The sequence below is a fragment of the Sagittula sp. NFXS13 genome (genome assembly GCF_040148795.1).
GTDB classification, from domain to species: domain Bacteria; phylum Pseudomonadota; class Alphaproteobacteria; order Rhodobacterales; family Rhodobacteraceae; genus Sagittula; species Sagittula marina.
Map to the genome: position 1 here is coordinate 89,891 of NZ_JAGEMH010000009.1, position 18,207 is coordinate 108,097.

At 62.3% G+C, this 18,207-nt stretch carries 20 protein-coding genes; 12 read left to right on the forward strand and 8 right to left on the reverse strand.

Annotated features, from left to right (window positions below; translation table 11 throughout):
* Nucleotides 1–7: 7 nt before the first annotated feature.
* Nucleotides 8–1,069, forward strand: coding sequence for a YeeE/YedE family protein (locus J4E08_RS16730; RefSeq protein WP_349539477.1), 1,062 nt, complete (start codon nucleotides 8–10; stop codon nucleotides 1,067–1,069).
* A 34-nt stretch (nucleotides 1,070–1,103) separates the two neighbouring features.
* On the opposite strand, the gene J4E08_RS16735 is transcribed toward J4E08_RS16730, so the two are convergent.
* From J4E08_RS16735 to hemE, 3 genes are all read right to left on the reverse strand, one after another.
* On the reverse strand, nucleotides 1,104–1,865 hold the full coding sequence (locus J4E08_RS16735) for an ABC transporter permease (protein ID WP_349539478.1): 762 nt from the start codon (nucleotides 1,863–1,865) through the stop codon (nucleotides 1,104–1,106).
* On the reverse strand, nucleotides 1,862–2,800 hold the full coding sequence (locus tag J4E08_RS16740) for an ABC transporter ATP-binding protein (protein WP_349539479.1): 939 nt from the start codon (nucleotides 2,798–2,800) through the stop codon (nucleotides 1,862–1,864). Before J4E08_RS16740 ends, J4E08_RS16735 begins: the two co-directional genes overlap by 4 nt.
* 582 nt (nucleotides 2,801–3,382) lie before the next feature.
* Entirely contained in the window at nucleotides 3,383–4,408 is a 1,026-nt protein-coding gene (gene hemE / locus J4E08_RS16745) for a uroporphyrinogen decarboxylase (RefSeq protein ID WP_349539480.1), read from the reverse strand.
* Between the two features lie 87 nt (nucleotides 4,409–4,495).
* Between hemE and hemC the strand changes: the two genes are divergently transcribed.
* On the forward strand, nucleotides 4,496–5,449 hold the full coding sequence (gene hemC, locus J4E08_RS16750) for a hydroxymethylbilane synthase (RefSeq protein WP_349539481.1): 954 nt from the start codon (nucleotides 4,496–4,498) through the stop codon (nucleotides 5,447–5,449).
* Nucleotides 5,450–5,737: 288 nt separating this feature from the next.
* Here hemC and rpsU read toward each other — a convergent pair whose 3' ends face one another.
* Nucleotides 5,738–5,944: a 30S ribosomal protein S21 gene (gene rpsU / locus J4E08_RS16755; protein ID WP_008207378.1), complete on the reverse strand. Its 207-nt coding sequence runs from the start codon at nucleotides 5,942–5,944 to the stop codon at nucleotides 5,738–5,740.
* 115 nt (nucleotides 5,945–6,059) lie between these two features.
* On the opposite strand from rpsU, the gene J4E08_RS16760 reads away from it, so the two are divergent.
* On the forward strand, nucleotides 6,060–6,743 hold the full coding sequence (locus J4E08_RS16760; protein WP_183966822.1) for a COQ9 family protein: 684 nt from the start codon (nucleotides 6,060–6,062) through the stop codon (nucleotides 6,741–6,743).
* Between the two features lie 66 nt (nucleotides 6,744–6,809).
* The gene (locus J4E08_RS16765; RefSeq protein WP_183966814.1) at nucleotides 6,810–7,787 is read left to right on the forward strand and encodes an NAD(P)H-quinone oxidoreductase; all 978 of its coding nucleotides are present in this window, start codon (nucleotides 6,810–6,812) and stop codon (nucleotides 7,785–7,787) included.
* Nucleotides 7,788–7,838: 51 nt separating this feature from the next.
* On the opposite strand, the gene J4E08_RS16770 is transcribed toward J4E08_RS16765, so the two are convergent.
* Both J4E08_RS16770 and J4E08_RS16775 read right to left on the reverse strand, forming a co-directional pair.
* Nucleotides 7,839–9,320, reverse strand: a complete 1,482-nt coding sequence (locus J4E08_RS16770; protein ID WP_183966812.1) for a D-alanyl-D-alanine carboxypeptidase family protein — start codon at nucleotides 9,318–9,320, stop codon at nucleotides 7,839–7,841.
* Between the two features lie 315 nt (nucleotides 9,321–9,635).
* The gene (locus tag J4E08_RS16775; protein ID WP_349539482.1) at nucleotides 9,636–10,337 is read right to left on the reverse strand and encodes an HAD family hydrolase; all 702 of its coding nucleotides are present in this window, start codon (nucleotides 10,335–10,337) and stop codon (nucleotides 9,636–9,638) included.
* A 117-nt stretch (nucleotides 10,338–10,454) separates the two neighbouring features.
* Here J4E08_RS16775 and clpS point away from each other — a divergent pair, with 117 nt between their 5' ends.
* The 4 genes from clpS to hemF all read left to right on the forward strand — a co-directional run bounded on the left by clpS (nucleotide 10,455) and on the right by hemF (nucleotide 13,692).
* Complete coding sequence (gene clpS / locus J4E08_RS16780; RefSeq protein ID WP_183967022.1) at nucleotides 10,455–10,778, forward strand: ATP-dependent Clp protease adapter ClpS; 324 nt, start codon at nucleotides 10,455–10,457, stop codon at nucleotides 10,776–10,778.
* Between the two features lie 35 nt (nucleotides 10,779–10,813).
* Nucleotides 10,814–11,797: a class I SAM-dependent methyltransferase gene (locus tag J4E08_RS16785; RefSeq protein WP_349539483.1), complete on the forward strand. Its 984-nt coding sequence runs from the start codon at nucleotides 10,814–10,816 to the stop codon at nucleotides 11,795–11,797.
* Between the two features lie 40 nt (nucleotides 11,798–11,837).
* The gene (locus J4E08_RS16790) at nucleotides 11,838–12,638 is read left to right on the forward strand and encodes an SDR family NAD(P)-dependent oxidoreductase (RefSeq protein WP_183966806.1); all 801 of its coding nucleotides are present in this window, start codon (nucleotides 11,838–11,840) and stop codon (nucleotides 12,636–12,638) included.
* 163 nt (nucleotides 12,639–12,801) lie between these two features.
* Nucleotides 12,802–13,692, forward strand: a complete 891-nt coding sequence (hemF, locus tag J4E08_RS16795) for an oxygen-dependent coproporphyrinogen oxidase (RefSeq protein ID WP_349539484.1) — start codon at nucleotides 12,802–12,804, stop codon at nucleotides 13,690–13,692.
* Nucleotides 13,693–13,707: 15 nt separating this feature from the next.
* Here the strand turns inward: hemF and J4E08_RS16800 are convergent, their stop codons facing one another.
* Both J4E08_RS16800 and J4E08_RS16805 read right to left on the reverse strand, forming a co-directional pair.
* Nucleotides 13,708–14,253 carry a pseudouridine synthase gene (locus J4E08_RS16800; RefSeq protein ID WP_349539485.1) on the reverse strand — a complete coding sequence of 182 codons (546 nt, stop codon included), beginning with the start codon at nucleotides 14,251–14,253 and terminating at the stop codon, nucleotides 13,708–13,710.
* Complete coding sequence (locus J4E08_RS16805) at nucleotides 14,253–14,702, reverse strand: nucleoside deaminase (protein WP_183966800.1); 450 nt, start codon at nucleotides 14,700–14,702, stop codon at nucleotides 14,253–14,255. The genes J4E08_RS16800 and J4E08_RS16805 overlap by 1 nt, the downstream gene beginning before the upstream one ends.
* 75 nt (nucleotides 14,703–14,777) lie before the next feature.
* Here J4E08_RS16805 and J4E08_RS16810 point away from each other — a divergent pair, with 75 nt between their 5' ends.
* The 4 genes from J4E08_RS16810 to J4E08_RS16825 all read left to right on the forward strand — a co-directional run bounded on the left by J4E08_RS16810 (nucleotide 14,778) and on the right by J4E08_RS16825 (nucleotide 18,192).
* Complete coding sequence (locus J4E08_RS16810) at nucleotides 14,778–15,899, forward strand: pseudouridine synthase (RefSeq protein WP_349539486.1); 1,122 nt, start codon at nucleotides 14,778–14,780, stop codon at nucleotides 15,897–15,899.
* A 104-nt stretch (nucleotides 15,900–16,003) separates the two neighbouring features.
* On the forward strand, nucleotides 16,004–16,204 hold the full coding sequence (locus J4E08_RS16815; protein WP_183966796.1) for a hypothetical protein: 201 nt from the start codon (nucleotides 16,004–16,006) through the stop codon (nucleotides 16,202–16,204).
* 5 nt (nucleotides 16,205–16,209) lie between these two features.
* Nucleotides 16,210–17,055, forward strand: coding sequence for a hypothetical protein (locus tag J4E08_RS16820; RefSeq protein WP_349539487.1), 846 nt, complete (start codon nucleotides 16,210–16,212; stop codon nucleotides 17,053–17,055).
* A 234-nt stretch (nucleotides 17,056–17,289) separates the two neighbouring features.
* Nucleotides 17,290–18,192 (forward strand): 5-bromo-4-chloroindolyl phosphate hydrolysis family protein, encoded by a 903-nt coding sequence (locus tag J4E08_RS16825; RefSeq protein WP_349539489.1) that lies wholly within the window; start codon nucleotides 17,290–17,292, stop codon nucleotides 18,190–18,192.
* Nucleotides 18,193–18,207: the final 15 nt, after the last annotated feature.

Below are 18,207 nucleotides of genomic sequence, written 5' to 3' on the forward strand. Positions count from 1 at the left end.
CTCAGCCATGGACATCGTACCCCTGCTTGATCGGATCGGAGAAAGCCCGACAGCCGCGCTTTTCGGCCTGATCACCGGGGTGATATTTGGTATCGCGGCACAGCGCTCGCGGTTTTGTCTGCGCGCCGCAACAGTGGAATTCGCGCGGGGCCACATGCAGGACAAGGTCGCGGTCTGGCTGCTGACCTTTTCGACTGCTGTGGTCTGGGTGCAAGGCGCACAGCTTTCGGGGATTCTCGACACGCGCGACGCCCGCATGATGGCGGTGCCGGGATCGTGGTCCGGCGCGGTGATCGGCGGTCTCCTTTTCGGCGCAGGCATGGTGCTGGCACGCGGCTGCTCCGGACGGCTCCTGGTGCTGGCGGCGACAGGCAACCTTAGGTCGCTGGTGTCCGGCCTGATTTTTGCAGTGACGGCTCAGATGGCGATGACCGGCTGGCTGGCCCCCTTGCGGGATCGGCTGGCCGCGCTCTGGATCACCTCGGGCGGGCGCAATATGGACCTGCTTTCAGCGCTGCATCTGCCGCGCGAGGCTGGTCTCGTCATCGGTCTGGTCATTGCCCTGATCGCGTTGGAGCTGTCGCGCCGCAGCAACATTGGTGCGCCCCGGCTGTTCTTTGCGTCTGGCGTCGGGTTTGCCGCTGCCGTGGGCTACGGACTGACCTATACGCTGGCCCAAAGCGCCTTTGACCCTGTCCAGATCGAAAGCCTGACCTTCACCGGACCCTCGGCCAACACGTTGATGTTCGTTCTTGATCGCAATCAGGGTCTGGAATTCGACATCGGACTGGTGCCGGGCGTGGTCCTTGGCGCGTTCCTCTCGGCCCTGTGGGCCAAGGAGCTGTCCGTGCAGGGGTTCGACGGCCCGACCCCTATGCGCAACGCCATAATCGGGGCGTTTTTGATGGGCTTCGGCGGAATGCTGGCGGGGGGCTGTGCCATCGGCGCCGGTGTCTCCGGCGGCTCGATCTTCGCTGGAACCGCGTGGCTCGCCCTTCTGTGCATGTGGATTGGGGGTATGACCACCGATCGACTGCTTGGCGGCCAAGGTGTCCCGGCGCACATCTAAAAATGCGCCGGGCCTGTGTTTCGCCCGCTGTCAATTAGCTGCGGATGCGCCAACCGGTTCTGAAGATCAACCAGATGATGCCAAGGCACAGGCAAAAGAACCCTGCAATCGCCAGCAGCGACACACCCACTGGCACATCAGCCATGCCAAAGAACGCCCAGCGGAACCCGGAGATCAGGTAAAGCACCGGGTTGAACATGGTGATCGTCTGCCAGACCGGCGGCAGCATGGAGACCGAGTAAAAAGAGCCGCCAAGGAACACCAGTGGTGTCACCACCAGCAGCGGCACCAGCTGCAACTGCTCAAAGTTCTTGGCCCAGATCCCGATGATGAACCCGAACAGCGCGAAGCTGAGACAGGTCAGCACCAGAAACAGCAGCATCGCCAGCGGATGCTGGATCGTCAGATCCACGAACAGCGACGCGGTCCCAAGAATCACAACCCCGATGAACAAGGCCTTGGTCGCCGCCGCGCCAACGTAGCCCATGACGATTTCCAAAAAGTTCACCGGCGCGGACAAAAGCTCGTAAATAGTCCCGACAAATTTCGGAAAATAGATCCCGAAGGCCCCGTTCGACAGCGATTGCGTCATGACCGACAGCATGATCAGCCCCGGCACGATGAAGGCGCCGTAGTCCACACCCTCCACCGTGTCGATGCGTGACCCGATCGCCGCGCCAAAGACGACGAAATACAGGGAGGTGGAGATGACCGGAGAGATGAAGCTTTGAAAAAGAGTGCGAAAGAACCTTGTCATTTCAAAGCGATAAATCGCTGCAACTGCGCGCCAGTTCATGCCGCGTCCTCCTCTTCCTGCTCGGCCACAAGACCGACAAAGATATCTTCTAGCGAGTTCTGCGCCGTCGAAACGTCCCGGACCTTCAGCCCGGCGCTGGCAACCGCGGCCATCAGTCGGCCAATGCCCGTGCGTTCCGCCCCGCTGTGATACGTGTAGACCAGCCGCTGCCGATCTTCGGTCAGTGTCAGATCAAATTCCTGCAAGCTGGGCGGCACGGCATCCAACGGATCGGACAGGTCGATGCGCAGCTCTTTCTGGCCAAGGCGCGCCATCAGCGCATCCTTTTCCTCCACCAGCAGGATCTGGCCGCGGTTGATGACACCGACGCGGTCGGCGATGGCCTCGGCTTCCTCGATGTAGTGTGTGGTCAGGATGATGGTGACACCTTGACGCTTCAGCTCCGCCACGACTTCCCACATGTCACGGCGCAGCTCCACATCGACACCGGCGGTCGGCTCGTCGAGGAACAGCACGCGTGGCTCATGCGCCAGAGCCTTGGCGATCAGCACCCGGCGCTTCATGCCACCGGACAGTTCCTTAACAGCAGAATCGCGCTTGTCCCACAGAGACAGCTTGCGCAGGACGTCCTCCACCAGAGCGTCGTTGCGCGCCTTGCCAAACAGACCGCGGGTAAAGCGCACCGTGTTGATGACTTTCTCAAATGGTTCGAGGTTGATTTCCTGTGGCACCAATCCAATCAGATCGCGCGCCGCACGGTAGTCGGTCACCACATCATGCCCGCCGACCCGAATCGTGCCCTCGGTGGGCAGGGTGATTCCGCAAACGGCCGAAATCAGCGTCGTCTTCCCCGCTCCGTTCGGGCCAAGAAGCGCGAGAATCTCGCCATCCTTGATCATCAGATCCACGCCGCGAAGCGCCTCGAACCCGCCCTCGTAGCGTTTTTTCACGCCTGAAATCTCGACCATCGTCATGCAAAATGCCTTTCGTTTGCGCAAACGGAACCTAGACTGACAGGGTCAGAATGCAATTGTGCAATAACGCATAGGCCATCTTCATGACGCTTTCAGATATGTTCAGCACGCTCGGATCACGCATTGGCCATGGCCTGACTTGCAGACTGCCCCCTGCCCTTGGCATCTGCTTGGGGTGGCTGCGATCACGGTCAACGACATGCCGAGCAAATGACTGTCCGCGGGCGACGGACGCTTTGGCGACGGGCCCGAAAATCAAAGCCTCGGCTTCCTGCTGCGCGCGTGGCACTGGCCCAGCGACGCCGATTGGCCGATCTTCATCGCCGTGGGTATTTTCACCGGGCTGAATGGCCAGGGCTTGAGCGCCGCCTGCCGCCGTGCCGACGCCGCAATCACAACTGCGCCCTTCGGAGACATCGGATTGCCGCTGGCTGACCTTTGGTGAATGGCCCGGCCTGACGACGTGGCGCGGCTGTGCGTTGATATCGCCTCTGGCCTGTTCGTGTATCTACGAGAACACCGCCGGGACGCCGCAATCGATGGGGGCGCAGATGACCAACCGGCATCTGCGCCCCACTGATCTCATCCGCGCACTGCGTCGATCATGATCTGCACGTTTTCCGGATCAGCGTCCGGTGTGATCCCGTGACCAAGGTTGAATATGTGAGGCCCCTTGGACAGCGCCTCGACCACGTGCTTGGTCTCATCGATCAATGCCTGCCCCCCGGTCACCAGATGCGTGTTCTTCAGGTTGCCCTGCACGCAGCCGCCCGGCTGCACGTTCTCGGCAATCCACTCAGGCGAGACCGAATCGTCCACTGCCACACAGTCAACACCCGTCGCCTTGTGGAACCCGATGTATTTGTCGCCCGCCTGACGCGGAAAGCCGATGACCGGCAGGTCCGGGAAACGTGACTTCAGCTCTGACGTGATCACCCGCGCCGGTTCCAGCGCGTATTTGTCGAAATCTTCGCCTTTGAGCGACCCAGCCCAGCTGTCGAAGATCTTCACCACTTCAGCGCCAGCCTCGACCTGTTTGGTCAGGTAGTCGATGGTACCTTCGGTCAGCCGGTCAATCAGCGCCTCGAACAAGGGACGGTTTTCGGCCTTCAGCGCGTGCGCCGGGCCTTGGTCCTTGGTGCCCTGCCCCGCGATCATGTAAGTCGCCACGGTCCAAGGCGCACCGGCAAAGCCGATCAGCGTCACATCCTCGGGCAATTCGCGGCGCAGGATTTTCACCGTCTCGTAGATCGGGTTGAGCGTGTCGTGAATCATCTCCCCACGGCCCAGCTTGTCGAAATCCGCCTGCGTCGTGACTGTGGACAGGCGCGGCCCCTCACCGGTGACGAACCACAAATCCGCGCCCAGCGCCTGCGGCAGCAGCAGGATGTCGGCAAACAGGATTGCCGCGTCAAACCCGTAGCGGCGCAGCGGCTGCAGCGTCACCTCGGCGGCCAGTTCAGGATTGTAGCACAGCGACAGGAAATCCCCGGCCTCGGCGCGCGTGGCCTTGTACTCCGGCAGGTAACGACCCGCTTGGCGCATCATCCAGATCGGTGGCGTTTCAAGCGTTTCGCCCGCCAGTGCGCGCAGAATGGTCTTTGTCATCGGGGCCTCCCTCAAGTCTCTGCTTCGCACTTAGGGCAATACTGTCATGGTTGCCAGCCGACAGTCTGCCGAATAAAGCTTTCACCCATGACACAGATGCCATCTCCCTCCGCTCCACTGAAAATCGGCACCCGTGGGTCGCCGTTGGCCCTCGCGCAAGCTCATGAAACGCGCGAGCGTCTGATGACAGCTTTCGATCTGCCTCAGGAGGCGTTCGAGATCGTGATCATAAAGACGACCGGGGACGACCGCTCGATGATTGCCAATGACATTCCGCTGAAGGAAATCGGCAACAAGGGTCTGTTCACCAAGGAGATCGAAGAAGCGCTTCTGGCTGGCGGCATCGACATCGCGGTGCATTCCATGAAGGACATGCCGACCGTGCAGCCCGAGGGCCTGATGCTCGACTGTTACCTGCCACGCGAAGACACCCGCGACGCGTTTATCTGCTCGCACGCGGACACCATCCACGATCTGCCCCAAAGCGCGGTCGTCGGCACCTCCTCGCTGCGCCGTCGCGCGCAACTGCTGAACCGCCGTCCCGATCTTGAGGTCGTGGAATTTCGCGGCAACCTGCAGACCCGGCTGAAAAAGCTTGAGGACGGCGTGGCCTTTGCCACATTTCTCGCCTGCGCTGGCTTGAAACGGATGAAGATCCCCGGCGTGCCGATGACCCCCATCGACACCGACGACATGCTGCCTGCGCTCGCGCAAGGTGCCATCGGTATCGAACGTCGCGTCGGAGACGCGCTGACCGAACGCCTTTTGGCGCCGCTGCATCACCACGACACCGGCCTGCGACTGGCGGCGGAGCGGTCCTTTCTGAAAACGCTGGATGGCTCTTGCGAGACGCCCATCGCCGGGCTTGCGGAACTGGACGGCGACCAACTGCGGCTGCGTGGCGAGATCCTGAAAACCGACGGTTCCCTGTCCCACGCGGGCGAAATCAGCGGCTCTATCAAGGACGGCGCTGCGCTGGGGGAGAGCCTGGCAAAGGAGCTGCTCGCCAAGGCCGGGCCGGATTTCTTCGACCACCTCTGAGCCAGCCCATGTTCTTTTCCAGCCGAGGCGTCGTTTCCTCTCGGTAGGAAGCGTAAGCGTGTCCACGGTTAGAAATGTGGCGTGGTGCGGATGCGAACTGCACGTCGAACACGCCGCGCCCGACCGACGTGCACACGCAGCGGACACCGGACGCTATCAACCCTCCGGGCAAGCGCAACCCTCACCGCTGCCGACCAGAGGCGCGGGCCTCCCCTTAAAACACGACAAACCCCCGAAGACGGCTGTCCCGGGGGTCGTCAACTCTTGTAAGTTCGGAAGCTACAGCTCTCAGAGCATACCTTCGCGCTGGGCCTTCTTACGCGCCAGCTTGCGGGCACGACGAATCGCTTCGGCCTTTTCACGGGCTTTCTTCTCGGACGGCTTCTCGAAATGTTGCTTGAGCTTCATTTCGCGGAACACGCCTTCGCGCTGCAGCTTTTTCTTCAGAGCGCGGAGCGCCTGATCGACATTGTTGTCACGAACACTGACCTGCATGTGGTTTTCACCACCTTTCTAGGTTTGAGTTTCAGTTAGAGTGCAGGAGGTGGCCCTATAGCAAGCACCGCACTATTTGTCTACCCTGTGGTCAACGCCAAGGAAGGAACACCTGATGCCCGATACCGCAGACCGCCTGCTGGACGCCGCCATGATGCACGTCGCCTTTGACGGGTGGTCAGAAACCACCTTTCGCGCCGCCGTCAAGGATGCAGACGTCAACATGACCGTGGCCCGTGCGCTGTTTCCCCGTGGCGCCGTGGACCTCGCCGTCGCCTATCACAGACGCGGCGATGCCGAGATGCTGAAACGCCTGGAGGCGGCGGATTTGTCGGAAATGCGCTTCCGTGACAAGGTTATCTTTGCCGTCCGCACCCGGATCGAAGCGGCAGAGGACCGCGAGGCCGTGCGTCGCGGCACCACGCTGTTCTCGCTTCCCGTCTACGCGGCTGACGGGGCCAAGCTGATCTGGGGCACGGCGGATGCGATCTGGACCGCGCTGGGCGACACCTCGGAGGATTTCAACTGGTACACAAAGCGCGCAACCCTCTCCGCTGTGTACTCGTCTACGGTTCTGTACTGGCTGGGCGATGATTCGCTGGAAAATGAAGCGACCTGGGCCTTTCTCGATCGCCGCATCGAGGACGTGATGCGCATTGAAAAGGCAAAGGCGGGCGTTCGTGACAACAAGCTGCTGAGCGCGCTGTTCGCCGGGCCGTCACGCATTCTGGGCCGGGTAAGGCCACCGGCCTCTGCGCGTCGCGACGACCTGCCGGGCGGCTGGACGCCCGGTGCCTGATCTGGCGGGGCTTTCCCTTCGGGCCTGCGCGCCCTAGCTTTCCCACGAAATGACAGGGAGGCAGCGATGACTGACATGCGCGCAATCGAAATCACCGAGGCTGGCGGGCCAGAGGTTCTCAAACTCTGCACCCGACCGGTGCCTGAACCCCAAGCCGGGCAGGTGATCCTCAAGGTCGCCTACGCCGGGGTCAATCGCCCCGACGCCCTGCAACGCGCCGGCAGCTACGCGCCACCAAAGGGCGCGTCTGATCTGCCGGGGCTGGAGGCCTCGGGCGAGGTCACGGCGGTGGGGGCTGGCGTAGACTGGCCAAAGGTCGGTGACATGGTCTGTGCCCTTCTGCCCGGCGGCGGCTATGCAGAGTACGTGGCCACGCCGGCCGCGCATTGTCTGCCAATCCCGGAAGGCATGGGCCTGAAGGAGGCCGCGTGCCTGCCCGAAACCTTCTACACCGTCTGGTCGAACGTCTTCATGCGTGGCGGCTTGCAAGCGGGCGAACGGTTTCTCGTGCACGGCGGCTCCTCCGGTATCGGCACCACGGCCATCCAGCTGGCGACGCATTTCGGCGCGCGGGTCTTTGCCACGGCGGGATCGGCGGACAAATGCAAGGCCTGCACCGACCTGGGCGCCGAGCGCGCGATCAATTACCGCGAGGAAGATTTCGGTGAGGTGCTGAATGCCGAGGGCGGTGCCGACCTGATCCTCGACATGGTCGGCGGCGACTACATCCCCCGCAACGTCAAATGCATGGCGACCGACGGGCGCATGGTCCACATCGCCTTTCTGCAAGGGCCCAAGGCGGAGCTGAACTTTGCACTGGTCATGGCCAAACGGCTGACGATCACCGGCTCCACGCTGCGCCCGCAAAGCGACGCCGCAAAGGCAGAGATCGCCGCGCAGCTCCGCGATAAGGTCTGGCCGCTGCTCGACGCAGGCAAGGTCGCCCCGGTGATGGATTCGGAATTTCCGCTTGAGGAGGCCGCGGCGGCCCATGCCCGGATGGAAGGCTCCACCCACATTGGCAAGATCGTCCTGAAGGTCTGAGCTTCTGTGACGTATTGGCAGGTCGGGCGCGTCCCGACCTGCCTGAAGGTTTTAGCTTGGGCCGACCATAAAGCAGTTGATCTGGCGTGCTTGCAGGCGCTTGCAGGCCAGTTCCGCACTGTCGCGCGTTAGACCCATGAAGTTCGCGTCGAACCCACGGTTGCCCTGCACCACCTTGCGCAGCGATCCATCCAATGTGGCGGTTTCGGCCAAAGCGGTCTTCAAAAGCACCTTTTCAGCGGCGAAACGGCTGGGATAACGGCCGATGTTGATGCCCCAATGACGGCTGTCATTGGTGGACAGACGCGTGACCACTTCGGCTTCGCGCCCCTGGGTCGGCTTATCCAAGGTCACGACGCGGGCAGGAATCACCCCCGCCGGTCGGGCCGCTGGCTTTGCAGAAGCTTTCGGTGCCACGACAGCCGTGGCAAGTGACGCTGTCTGAACCGGCGCTGCGGGGGGGGCGCTGGCAACAGGGACGGTAGACGCCGCTGCGGTTTCCTGCACATCGCGCAGCACGTTTTCGATCTCGTTTTCCAGTTCGGCCACGAGCGGCGCGACTTCACCCACCGGAACACCCGGTACGGCGACAGCGCGGCGGGCGGCGGGGCGCAGGCTGCGATTGACGGCGGCACTCGCCACGCGGATCGATTTGGCCCCGGTGCCCGGCACCGCTGCCGCCGTGTTCGCCACAACGATCCCCGACGGCCCTGCCCCTTTGCCCAGATAGGGCGGCTTCGTCGGACGATGCAGCGCAACGCGGCTTGGCGATTGCTGGAACCCGAGGTCCAGCAGTTCCGCGACTTTGGCATTGCGCGACGCCGTGGAGCGCCCGCCAAACACCGTGGCAATGATACGCTCGCCGCCGCGCTCCGCCGACGCCACAAGGTTGAACCCGGCCGCATTGGTGTAACCGGTCTTGATACCGTCGGCACCTTTGTAGCTTTGCAGCAGCCGACGGTTGGTGTGCGACACTTTGCGGACGCCCGCATCCGCTGTCACGCGGCTGAACAGGTTATAATATTGGGGGTAGTCATAGATCATGTGCCGCCCGAGCTCCGACATGTCGCGCGCCGTGGACAAATGCCCCTCTTCGGTCAAGCCGTGCGCATTCCGGAACGTTGTGCGGGACATGCCCATCGCTTTTGCCGTGCGGGTCATACGGCGGGCAAAGGCGGCCTCGGACCCTTCGATCGCTTCGCCGATGGCCGTCGCCGCATCATTGGCCGACTTCACGGCGGCGGCCCGCACCAGATAGCGCAGCGCGATGGTCTGACCGGACCGCAAGCCCAGCTTCGACGGCGGCTCTGCCGCGGCGTTGCGCGAAATGGTCACCAGGGTATCCATCGACAACTCGCCGTTCTGCACCGCCTCGAAGGCGATATAGAGTGTCATCATCTTGGTAAGGGATGCCGGATGGAGCCGTGTATCGGCGTTGCGCGCGTGCAGCACCTTGCCGGTGCGCGCATCCATCACCAATGCCGCATAAGGTGCGGCGGTTGCCTGAAGTGGCAGGAGAAGAACCAGCCACATGAACGTAAATATCCAGAGACCATACTGGCCCCACTGCCTGCGACGTGCCGTCACGAGTCCCGCCTTTCTGCCTCTTACCCCCGATATTTCGGTGGGTGATCTTCTTGCCCAACACCATTCTGCGAGTGCCGTGGTTAAATTAGACTTAACACGATAAGTGATTCCCGGAAAGACCGTAGGCTGTTGATTTCCATGGTGTTTTGCAGGCACATCACGCCCACATCTAGGGCAAAGGGCGCTCACACCCCCTACCAGTAGGATTGTGTTTCAATTGTGGCGAATTGTGGCGACTTTATGGCGGCGCGGTCAGCCGCGTTACCCGATCTCCGCAACCAAGTCTGACAGATCTGACAGGTCTCCGATCTCACGGAACCGTGACGCCCCCTCGGGGACGTCCGCATGCTCCAACGCCCAGGCAAGATCATGCGGCACATGCACGCCCCAGCTGCCCGCCTCCAGCGCCGGCACAACATCGGATTTCATCGAATTGCCGACCATCATCGCGCCGTCCACACCGCCGGGCCGCCCTCCAAAAATCCGTTGGTAGACCTCTGGCTGCTTGTCGGACACAATTTCGATGCCGTTGAACAGCTCCCCCAGCCCGGATTGCGCCAGCTTGCGCTCCTGGTGCAGCAAATCCCCCTTGGTGATAAGAACGATGTGATGCGTTTCAGCCACAGCCTCCACGGCGGCGCGGGCGTGCGGCAGCAGTTCCAGCGGGTGATGCAACATCTCCCGCCCCGCCTCCATCAGCTCGCCGATCACGGCACCCGGGACGCGATTGTCCGTCACCTCCAGCGCGGTTTCAATCATCGACAGCACGAACCCCTTCACGCCAAAGCCATAGTGGCCGATGTTGCGCCGCTCCGCCGCCACAAGACGCTCCGAAAGGTGGTCACGATCGGCGTGATCCTTCAGCAAGTCCGCGAATCTGTCCTGCGTCAGCTTGAAGAAACGCTCGTTGTGCCACAGCGTATCGTCCGCATCGAAACCAATTGTTAAGAGATTCTGCGCCATTTACACCTCATACTCCGTGAACCCCTTTTCGCCACGGCTCGTCCCGCTATATAATGAGGCCTATTCCGGAAACGCAAAGCAAGACCGCTCATGATGCAATCCACCTTGACTTGGACAATGGCAGGAAACGCGCCCGACGATGGCGAAGGCGACGCAGGTGTCGTCGTCGACACCAAGCCGCGGACCAAAAAACCGCCGCTGTATAAGGTGCTCCTGCTCAATGATGATTACACGCCGATGGAATTCGTCGTTCACGTGCTGGAACGGTTTTTTGGCATGACGCACGCACAAGCGTTCGAAATCATGCTGACCGTGCACAAAAAGGGCGTCGCAGTTGTGGGCGTTTTCAGCCACGAAATCGCGGAAACCAAGGTCGGACAGGTGATGGACTTCGCCCGCAGGCACCAGCACCCCTTGCAGTGCACCATGGAAAAGGAATAGGGCCGGGGTTTTCATAACCACTGGGGCCTGACGCCATGAGTTCCGAACGCATCCTTCATGCCATCGAACAGGGTGGCCTTGTCCTTCCAGACGGTCCTGTTGCGCTGTTCGGCGCCCCCGCCGATGCGCCGCTGGACGGATTGGACCCGACGCAGATCACCGTGATCCAACCCGATGCGGTCGCGTTTGAAGCCTGGAAGACCCGCGGCATTGCGGTTCAGACCGCGCCGGACGGCGACTATGCCGCCGCCATAGTCACCCTGCCCCGCGCCCGCGATCTGGCAGAGGCACGCATCGCACAGGCCGCCGCCCATGCGCCGCTTCTGGTGATCGACGGTGCCAAGACCGACGGCATCGAATCCATTATGAAAGCCGTAAAACAGCGCGCCTCCCTGGATGGGCAGGTGTCCAAGGCGCATGGCAAATGCCTCTGGCTGAAACCGGGCGACGCGCTGTCCGAATGGGCCCGCCCGGCCATGACAAAAAACGCCCATGGCGATTGGGTTGCGCCCGGCGTGTTCTCCGCCGATGCGCCGGACCCGGCCTCCATCGCACTGGCCGCAGCACTGCCCGAGACGTTCAAAGGCAACATGGCGGATCTCGGCGCGGGCTGGGGCTGGCTGTCGCGCGAGGTGCTGCGCCACGAAGGTGTCAAATCCCTGCACCTGGTGGAAACGGATCACGCCGCGCTCGACTGCGCCCGTCAGAATGTGACCGATCCCCGCGCCGCATTCCATTGGGCCGATGCCACCAGCTGGACGCCGCCGGCAAAGCTGGACGTGGTGGTTATGAACCCTCCGTTCCATGTGGGCCGCAAGGCAGACCCCGCGCTGGGACGCGCCTTTATCGCCTCCGCCGCCGGGATGCTGGCCCCGCACGGCCACCTCTGGATGGTGGCCAATCGGCACCTTCCTTACGAGACCGCGCTTGGCGAGAACTTCAAGGAAGTTTCCGAAGTCGGCGGCGACAACCGCTTCAAACTGCTGCATGCCTCGCGGCCGTCTCGCCCTCGTCGGTGAGCCGCGCTAGGGTGCCCCTTAAACCATCAGGGAATCGTTCATGAGCTTCTCTATCGAAGGCAAGACTGCCATCGTCACAGGTGCCGCAACCGGGGTGGGTCTCGCCATCGCGCGGCACTTCGCTGAAAAAGGCGCGAATGTCATGCTCGCCGACATGGACGAGGAAAAGCTTTGCAAAGAGTGTGACAAGGTCGATGAAGACGGCAACATCAAGTACTTCGCGGGCGACCTGCGCGAACGGCTGACCATGGCCAACCTGCTTTCGGCAACGCTGGATTCCTATGACCGGGTCGACATTCTGATCAACGGGTCGCGGCAGGTGTTGCCGTCCGATCCGCTGGATCCGGAAGATGACACTCTGGACACAATGCTCAGTCAGAACCTGTCGAACGCCTACAGGCTGTCTCAGATGGTCGCCAAACGTATGATCAAACAAGCCGAAGGGCAGACCGAAGGGCAGGTCGGGGCCATCGTCAACCTGTCTTCCATCGCCGCCCGCCGCACGCACCCGAATTTGCTGGCCTACTCGGTAAGCTGTGCGGCCATGGATCAGATGACGCGCTCTTTTGCGGTGGCCTTGGCGCCGGAACGCATTCGCGTGAATGCGGTGGCATTTGGATCGGTGATGTCCACCAGCCTGAAGCAAGTCCTGAAGGAAAACAAAGAGCTGCGTTCGCTGATCGAGGCGCACACGCCGCTGGGCCGCATTGCTGCAGCAAAGGAGTTGGCGGAAACCGTACAGTTTCTGGCTTCCGACGGCTCTGGCTTCATGACCGGACAGGTGATGACCGTCGACGGGGGCCGCTCGCTCCTGGATCCTGTGGCCGCTCCTATTCATTGACGTCGCCTCGCGGCGACGAGGCGACCCGATGGGGTCTTCGCCTCGAAACCCGCAGAGTATTTTTCAAACCAAAGAAGACAGCCGCGCGGCATCGACGACACATTGCCCCTGTCTGGTGACGCCACTAGGCTGCGCGCCGAAACGGGACGGAGGAGCCGCAGCCATGAGCGACATGATGGACACCGAAAAGAAACGCGCCAGCGATTGGTTCCGCGCGCTGCGTGATCAGATCGTCGAGGCCTTCGAGGCGTTGGAAGACAGCCACGACACTGGCCCGTTTTCCGAAGATGCACCCGGTCGGTTCGAAGTCACGCAGACAAAGCGTCATGCCGACGATGGGTCCGACGCGGGCGGCGGCTTGATGAGCGTGATGCGCGGCGGGCGCGTGTTCGAGAAGGTTGGGGTCAACGTGTCCACCGTCTACGGCACGCTTGGAACGCCTGCGCAGAAGGCCATGGCCGCGCGGGGGGTGCCGGGGATCGAAGCGGACCCACGGTTCTGGGCCTCGGGCATTTCTCTCGTGGCGCATATGCAGAACCCGCAATGTCCGGCGGTGCATATGAACACGCGCATGTTCTGGACGCCCGGCGCATGGTGGTTTGGCGGCGGTTCCGACCTGAACCCTTGCATTGAGTACGACGACGACACAGCGCATTTCCACGCCACGCAGAAGACCCACCTCGATCCGCATGGCGAGGACCTTTATCCGGAATTGAAGGCATGGGCGGACGAGTATTTCTACATCCCCCATCGCAAGCGCGCGCGAGGCGTTGGCGGCATCTTCATGGACGACCGCAATACGGGCGACTGGGAGGCGGATTTCGCCCTGACACAGGATATTGGCCGCGCTTTCCTGCCCGCCTACCTGCCATTGGTGGAAAAGCGCCGTGTGCAGCCCTGTGACGACGCCGACAAGGATGTGCAGCTGATCCACCGCGGGCTTTATGCCGAGTACAATCTTGTCTACGACCGAGGCACGAAATTCGGCCTCGCCACAGGGCATGACGCAAATGCGGTTCTCATGAGCCTGCCGCCCCTGGCGAAGTGGGTTTAAGCCGGGGTCTGACCTTCAGCCCTCGCGCCACGCGCCGGGGTCCAGTCCTTCAACTGACCAATCGCCCACAGACCAGCGCACCAACCGCAGGCAAGGCAGGCCCACATGGGCCGTCATGCGCCGCACCTGGCGGTTCTTGCCCTCGCGGATCGTCAGGGAGATCCACGAATCGGCCACCGTCTTGCGGTATCTTACCGGCGGCTCACGCTCCCAGAGGTCGGGCTGGTCGATCTGCTCGCAGGTGGCAGGCAGCGTTTTGCCGTCCTTGAGTGTCACGCCGTCGCGCAACGCCTGCAACTGCGCGGCATCTGGCGTGCCTTCGACCTGCACAAAATAGGTCTTTGGCTGTTTGAACTTGGGCGAGGCGATGCGCGCCTGAAGCCTGCCGTCATCTGTCAGCACCAAAAGCCCTTCTGAATCGCGATCCAATCGGCCGGCGGGGTAGACGCCGGGCACCTTGACCACGTCGCTCAAGGTCGGGCGCGCAGATCCTTCGGTGCCCTTGTCGGTAAATTGCGACAACATCCCGAAAGGTTTGTTCAGCAAGATCACACGCGCCATCACCGTCGCTCCTTGAAAAAATCACGCAACAGCGCGGCGGCGGGCTCCGCCGATATGCCATCATACACCTCGGGCACATGATGGCACTGCGGCTGGGAAAACACCCGCGCACCGCGTTCGACTCCCCCCGATTTCGGGTCCGACGCGCCATAATACACCCGCCCGATCCGCGCAAAGGAGATCGCCGCCGCGCACATGGGGCACGGCTCCAGCGTGACATACAGATCATGCCCGGGCAGGCGGTCCGACCCGAGGGCGGCACAGGCCGCGCGCAGGACCAGCACCTCTGCATGTGCGGTGGGGTCGCACAGCTCCCGCGTGCGGTTGCCATCGCGCGCCACGACGTCCCCTGATGGCGACACAACCACGGCACCCACCGGCACTTCGCCACGTGCACCGGCCTCGCGCGCCATGCTCAGCGCCTCATCCATATACGACCGAAAGCTCATTGCGCCTTGTACCTTGCGCGTCGCAGGTGGGAAAGCCGCTTCCCCCCGCCCCCCTTCGCGCGCTATGGGATCAAAATGGATAACAAGACCCCTCCCGGAGACCGAATCGCTAAGGTCATCGCCCGCGCCGGCCGCGCCAGCCGCCGCGAAGCCGAACGCATGATCGAAGAAGGCCGCGTCACCGTGAACGGTGAAACCGTGACCTCGCCCGCGTTGAATGTCACCGACACCGACCGGATCACAGTGGATGACACCCCGCTGGAGGCCGCCGACGAGGCGCGCCTGTGGATGTATCACAAGCCCACCGGCCTCGTGACGACCACCAAGGACGAGCAGGGCCGCAGGACGATCTTTGACGATCTGCCGGAGGATCTGCCGCGAGTCATGTCCGTGGGTCGGCTTGACCTGAATTCCGAAGGGTTGCTTTTGCTGACCAATGACGGCGGGGTGAAGCGCAAGCTGGAACTGCCGTCGACCGGCTGGCTGCGACGCTATCGCGTGCGCGTCAACGGGCGCCCGACCGATGCGGATCTGCAGCCACTGCGCGACGGGATCACCGTGGATGGGCAGTCTTTCCAGCCGATGATCGTGTCTCTCGACCGCCAGCAAGGTGCCAACGCTTGGCTCACCGTCGGCCTGCGCGAGGGCAAGAACCGCGAGATTCGCCGCGCCATGCTGGACATCGGCCTGAACGTGAACCGCCTGATCCGTGTCTCCTATGGACCATTCCAGTTGGGCCAGCTGAAGGAAGGCGAAGTTCAGGAAATCCGCCGCAAGATCCTGCGCGATCAGCTCGGCATGCCCGACACGCCGGAACCCGAGGCGCCAAGCAAACCCCGTGTGACGCGCAATCGCAAGCCACGACCGGACGCCCCCGTCGCGCCAGAGGCCCGCAGCACCAAGCCTGCCGGTCGCCGTGGGCCGCCGGTGCGCCGTGGCGTAGTGCGCGACGACAGCCTCCCGGAAAACGCGCGCGGCGCGTCCGGCAAACCTTATGGCAAAGGCGCAGGCAAGCCCGGCGATCGTCCCACGGGGGCAGGCAAGAGCTTTGGCAAACCCGGTGATCGACCTGCCGGCGCCGGCAAGCCGTTCGGAAAACCCAACAAGCCGGGCGGAAAGCCTTTCAACAAGGGGCCCAAACCCGGTGGCAAGGGGCCGTCTCGCGGGTCGGGCAAAGGGCGCTCATCGGGTAACTGATATTCATAAATTTTTTGCGGAGCGTTAACCTCCCATTTACGAATTCAAGGTTTTTCCCGCTGACCGCCGCGTTTTTGCCCGGTTTGGTCCGCAGGTTAAGCCTCATGATGACCACGACACTCGCCCTTCTTATCCTTTTCGGATCCGCACTGATGGTGCTGGCGAATCTCCGTTCTGTTGTTCAGGACACCTACGAGATGCTGCGGGTCAGCACGAAGCGTTTCCTCGACAAGGGAGAGCTGACGCGACGCACGGCCTTTGCCTTGCTGTGGCTTTTGATCTTTACGCTGAGCTTCTGGGGGTGACTGTCATGCCACGCGCTCTGCTGCACAACCGAAACATGGAAACGCCCCCATCCGAGGCGGAAATCGACTCCGGCCTGAACATCCTGCTCATCGCCGCCCTTCCATTGGTAGCCTGGCTCTTTGAGGGAACATTTTCCGATGTGGCGACGGCCTTTATGCAACTGTGGTTGCTGTGCGTTGCCATTCGCCTGATCGCGACAGGCCAACGCCGACATTATGCCTACACCAACACCCCCGGCGCGCGCGCGCCGCGCATTCCGCGAAAAATCCTTGGTGAAGTGCTCCTGGGCCTGCTGGTCACGCTTCTGGCAGGGCACCACTTTGACAGCATTCTTGTGCCGTTGATAATCGGCGGGATGGCCGTCGGCCTCGGCAATGCCGCCTTCGGAACCGACCCGCTCCGCGACAAGATTCCCCTCGCAACCGCCTCCCCTGACACGGGCCTGCAAGCGCAGATCGCAACGGAGCGCACGGAACACGCGCTGACGCAGATCGCTGACCGCATTGCCATGCTTGAGGACGCGGAACTAACCCGCCGGACAGAGGCCGCGCGCCACCTGGTCATGCGCCTGTTGCGCAGCTTCACCCGTGACCCGGAATCTGTGCTGCGGCTGCAGCGCCCGATGGATAAATTCATCAGCCTGTTGGACGCGGAGTCAAACCGGCTGTGCATGGGAAATGCGCGGGAAAGCTCGGCTTTTGCCCGCCGTCGCTACATTGCAAAACTTGAGGTCATGACTGAGAGTTTTGAAACCAGCGCCCGCAAGATCCGCGTGCGCGGCGACAAGGACGCCTTCGAGGTTGAGGCTGACATCCTACTTAACCGGATGCCCAGCAACACCCCCGCGTAATCGCACAGGACGCCCCTGCCCCGACTCGTGGCAATGAACCCAGAATTCGTGCGAGCGACGCAGTCCTCAAACGGTTGCCCCTAGCAAGTGCAGCATTTAGCCCCTAAGTTTCACGCATAGAGTGAAACGCCAAGGGGCACGCATGTCCGGAAAAGCCTTGCAGAAAATCAGCTTCGTGCTGCTGCTTATGCTCCTGTTTGGAGTAACCACCGGCTGGCTCGGGGGACTGTAAGCATGGCCAGACGGTTCGGCGGCAAATACAGCCCTGACGGCGGCTCGCAATCCGCGGTGGATCAAGACGATCGCCCCGCGTATAAAGGCGCCAGGGTCGCGCCCGCGGGTGCCCGGTCGAACGTCATGTTCATCCCCGGTCTGATCCTGGCGTTTACCTCGATCAACGAAGCGCCGGTGGATATGGCCATGGGTTTGCTCGGGGCGGGATCGCTGGTGCTCGGCGCATGGCTGTTGCGCGACGGCATGAATGCCGAGGCCGCCTACAACGACCGCAAGATCGCCCGCCGCCCCGCCATCCCCCGCAAGCTGTTTGCCGCTGCGCTGTGTGGCGTCGGGGCAGCCTTGGCCGCGTGGACATCTTCCGCTGGGATCGTGGTTCCGGCGATTTACGGTGTCGTTGCAACGGCGCTGCACATCGGCGCGTTCGGCATCGACCCGATGACGAACAAGGGCATGGAAGGCATCGACACGTTCCAACAGGACCGCGTGGCCCGCGTTATCGATGAGGCCGAAAGGCACCTCGCCGACATGATCGACGCCGTCAAACGCGCGGACGACCGCACTGTCGAGGCCCGTGTGGACCGCTTCGCCCTCAAGGTGCGCGAGATGATCCGCACCGTCGAAGAAGATCCCCGCGACCTGACCGCTGCGCGCAGGTATCTGGGCGTCTACCTGATGGGGGCCAAGGATGCGGCGATCAAATTCGCTGATATCTACGCCCGAAGCCAGGATCGCCAAGCAAAGAGCGACTTCATGATGCTGCTGACCGATCTCGAAGACAGCTTTGATCAGAAACATCGCAAGCTGCTGTTGGAAGACAACACCGATCTGACGATTGAAATTGACGTGCTGCGGGATCGTTTGCAGCGCGAGGGCGTTCATCTTGATCGCGAGATGCGCTGATTTTTACGAAATGAG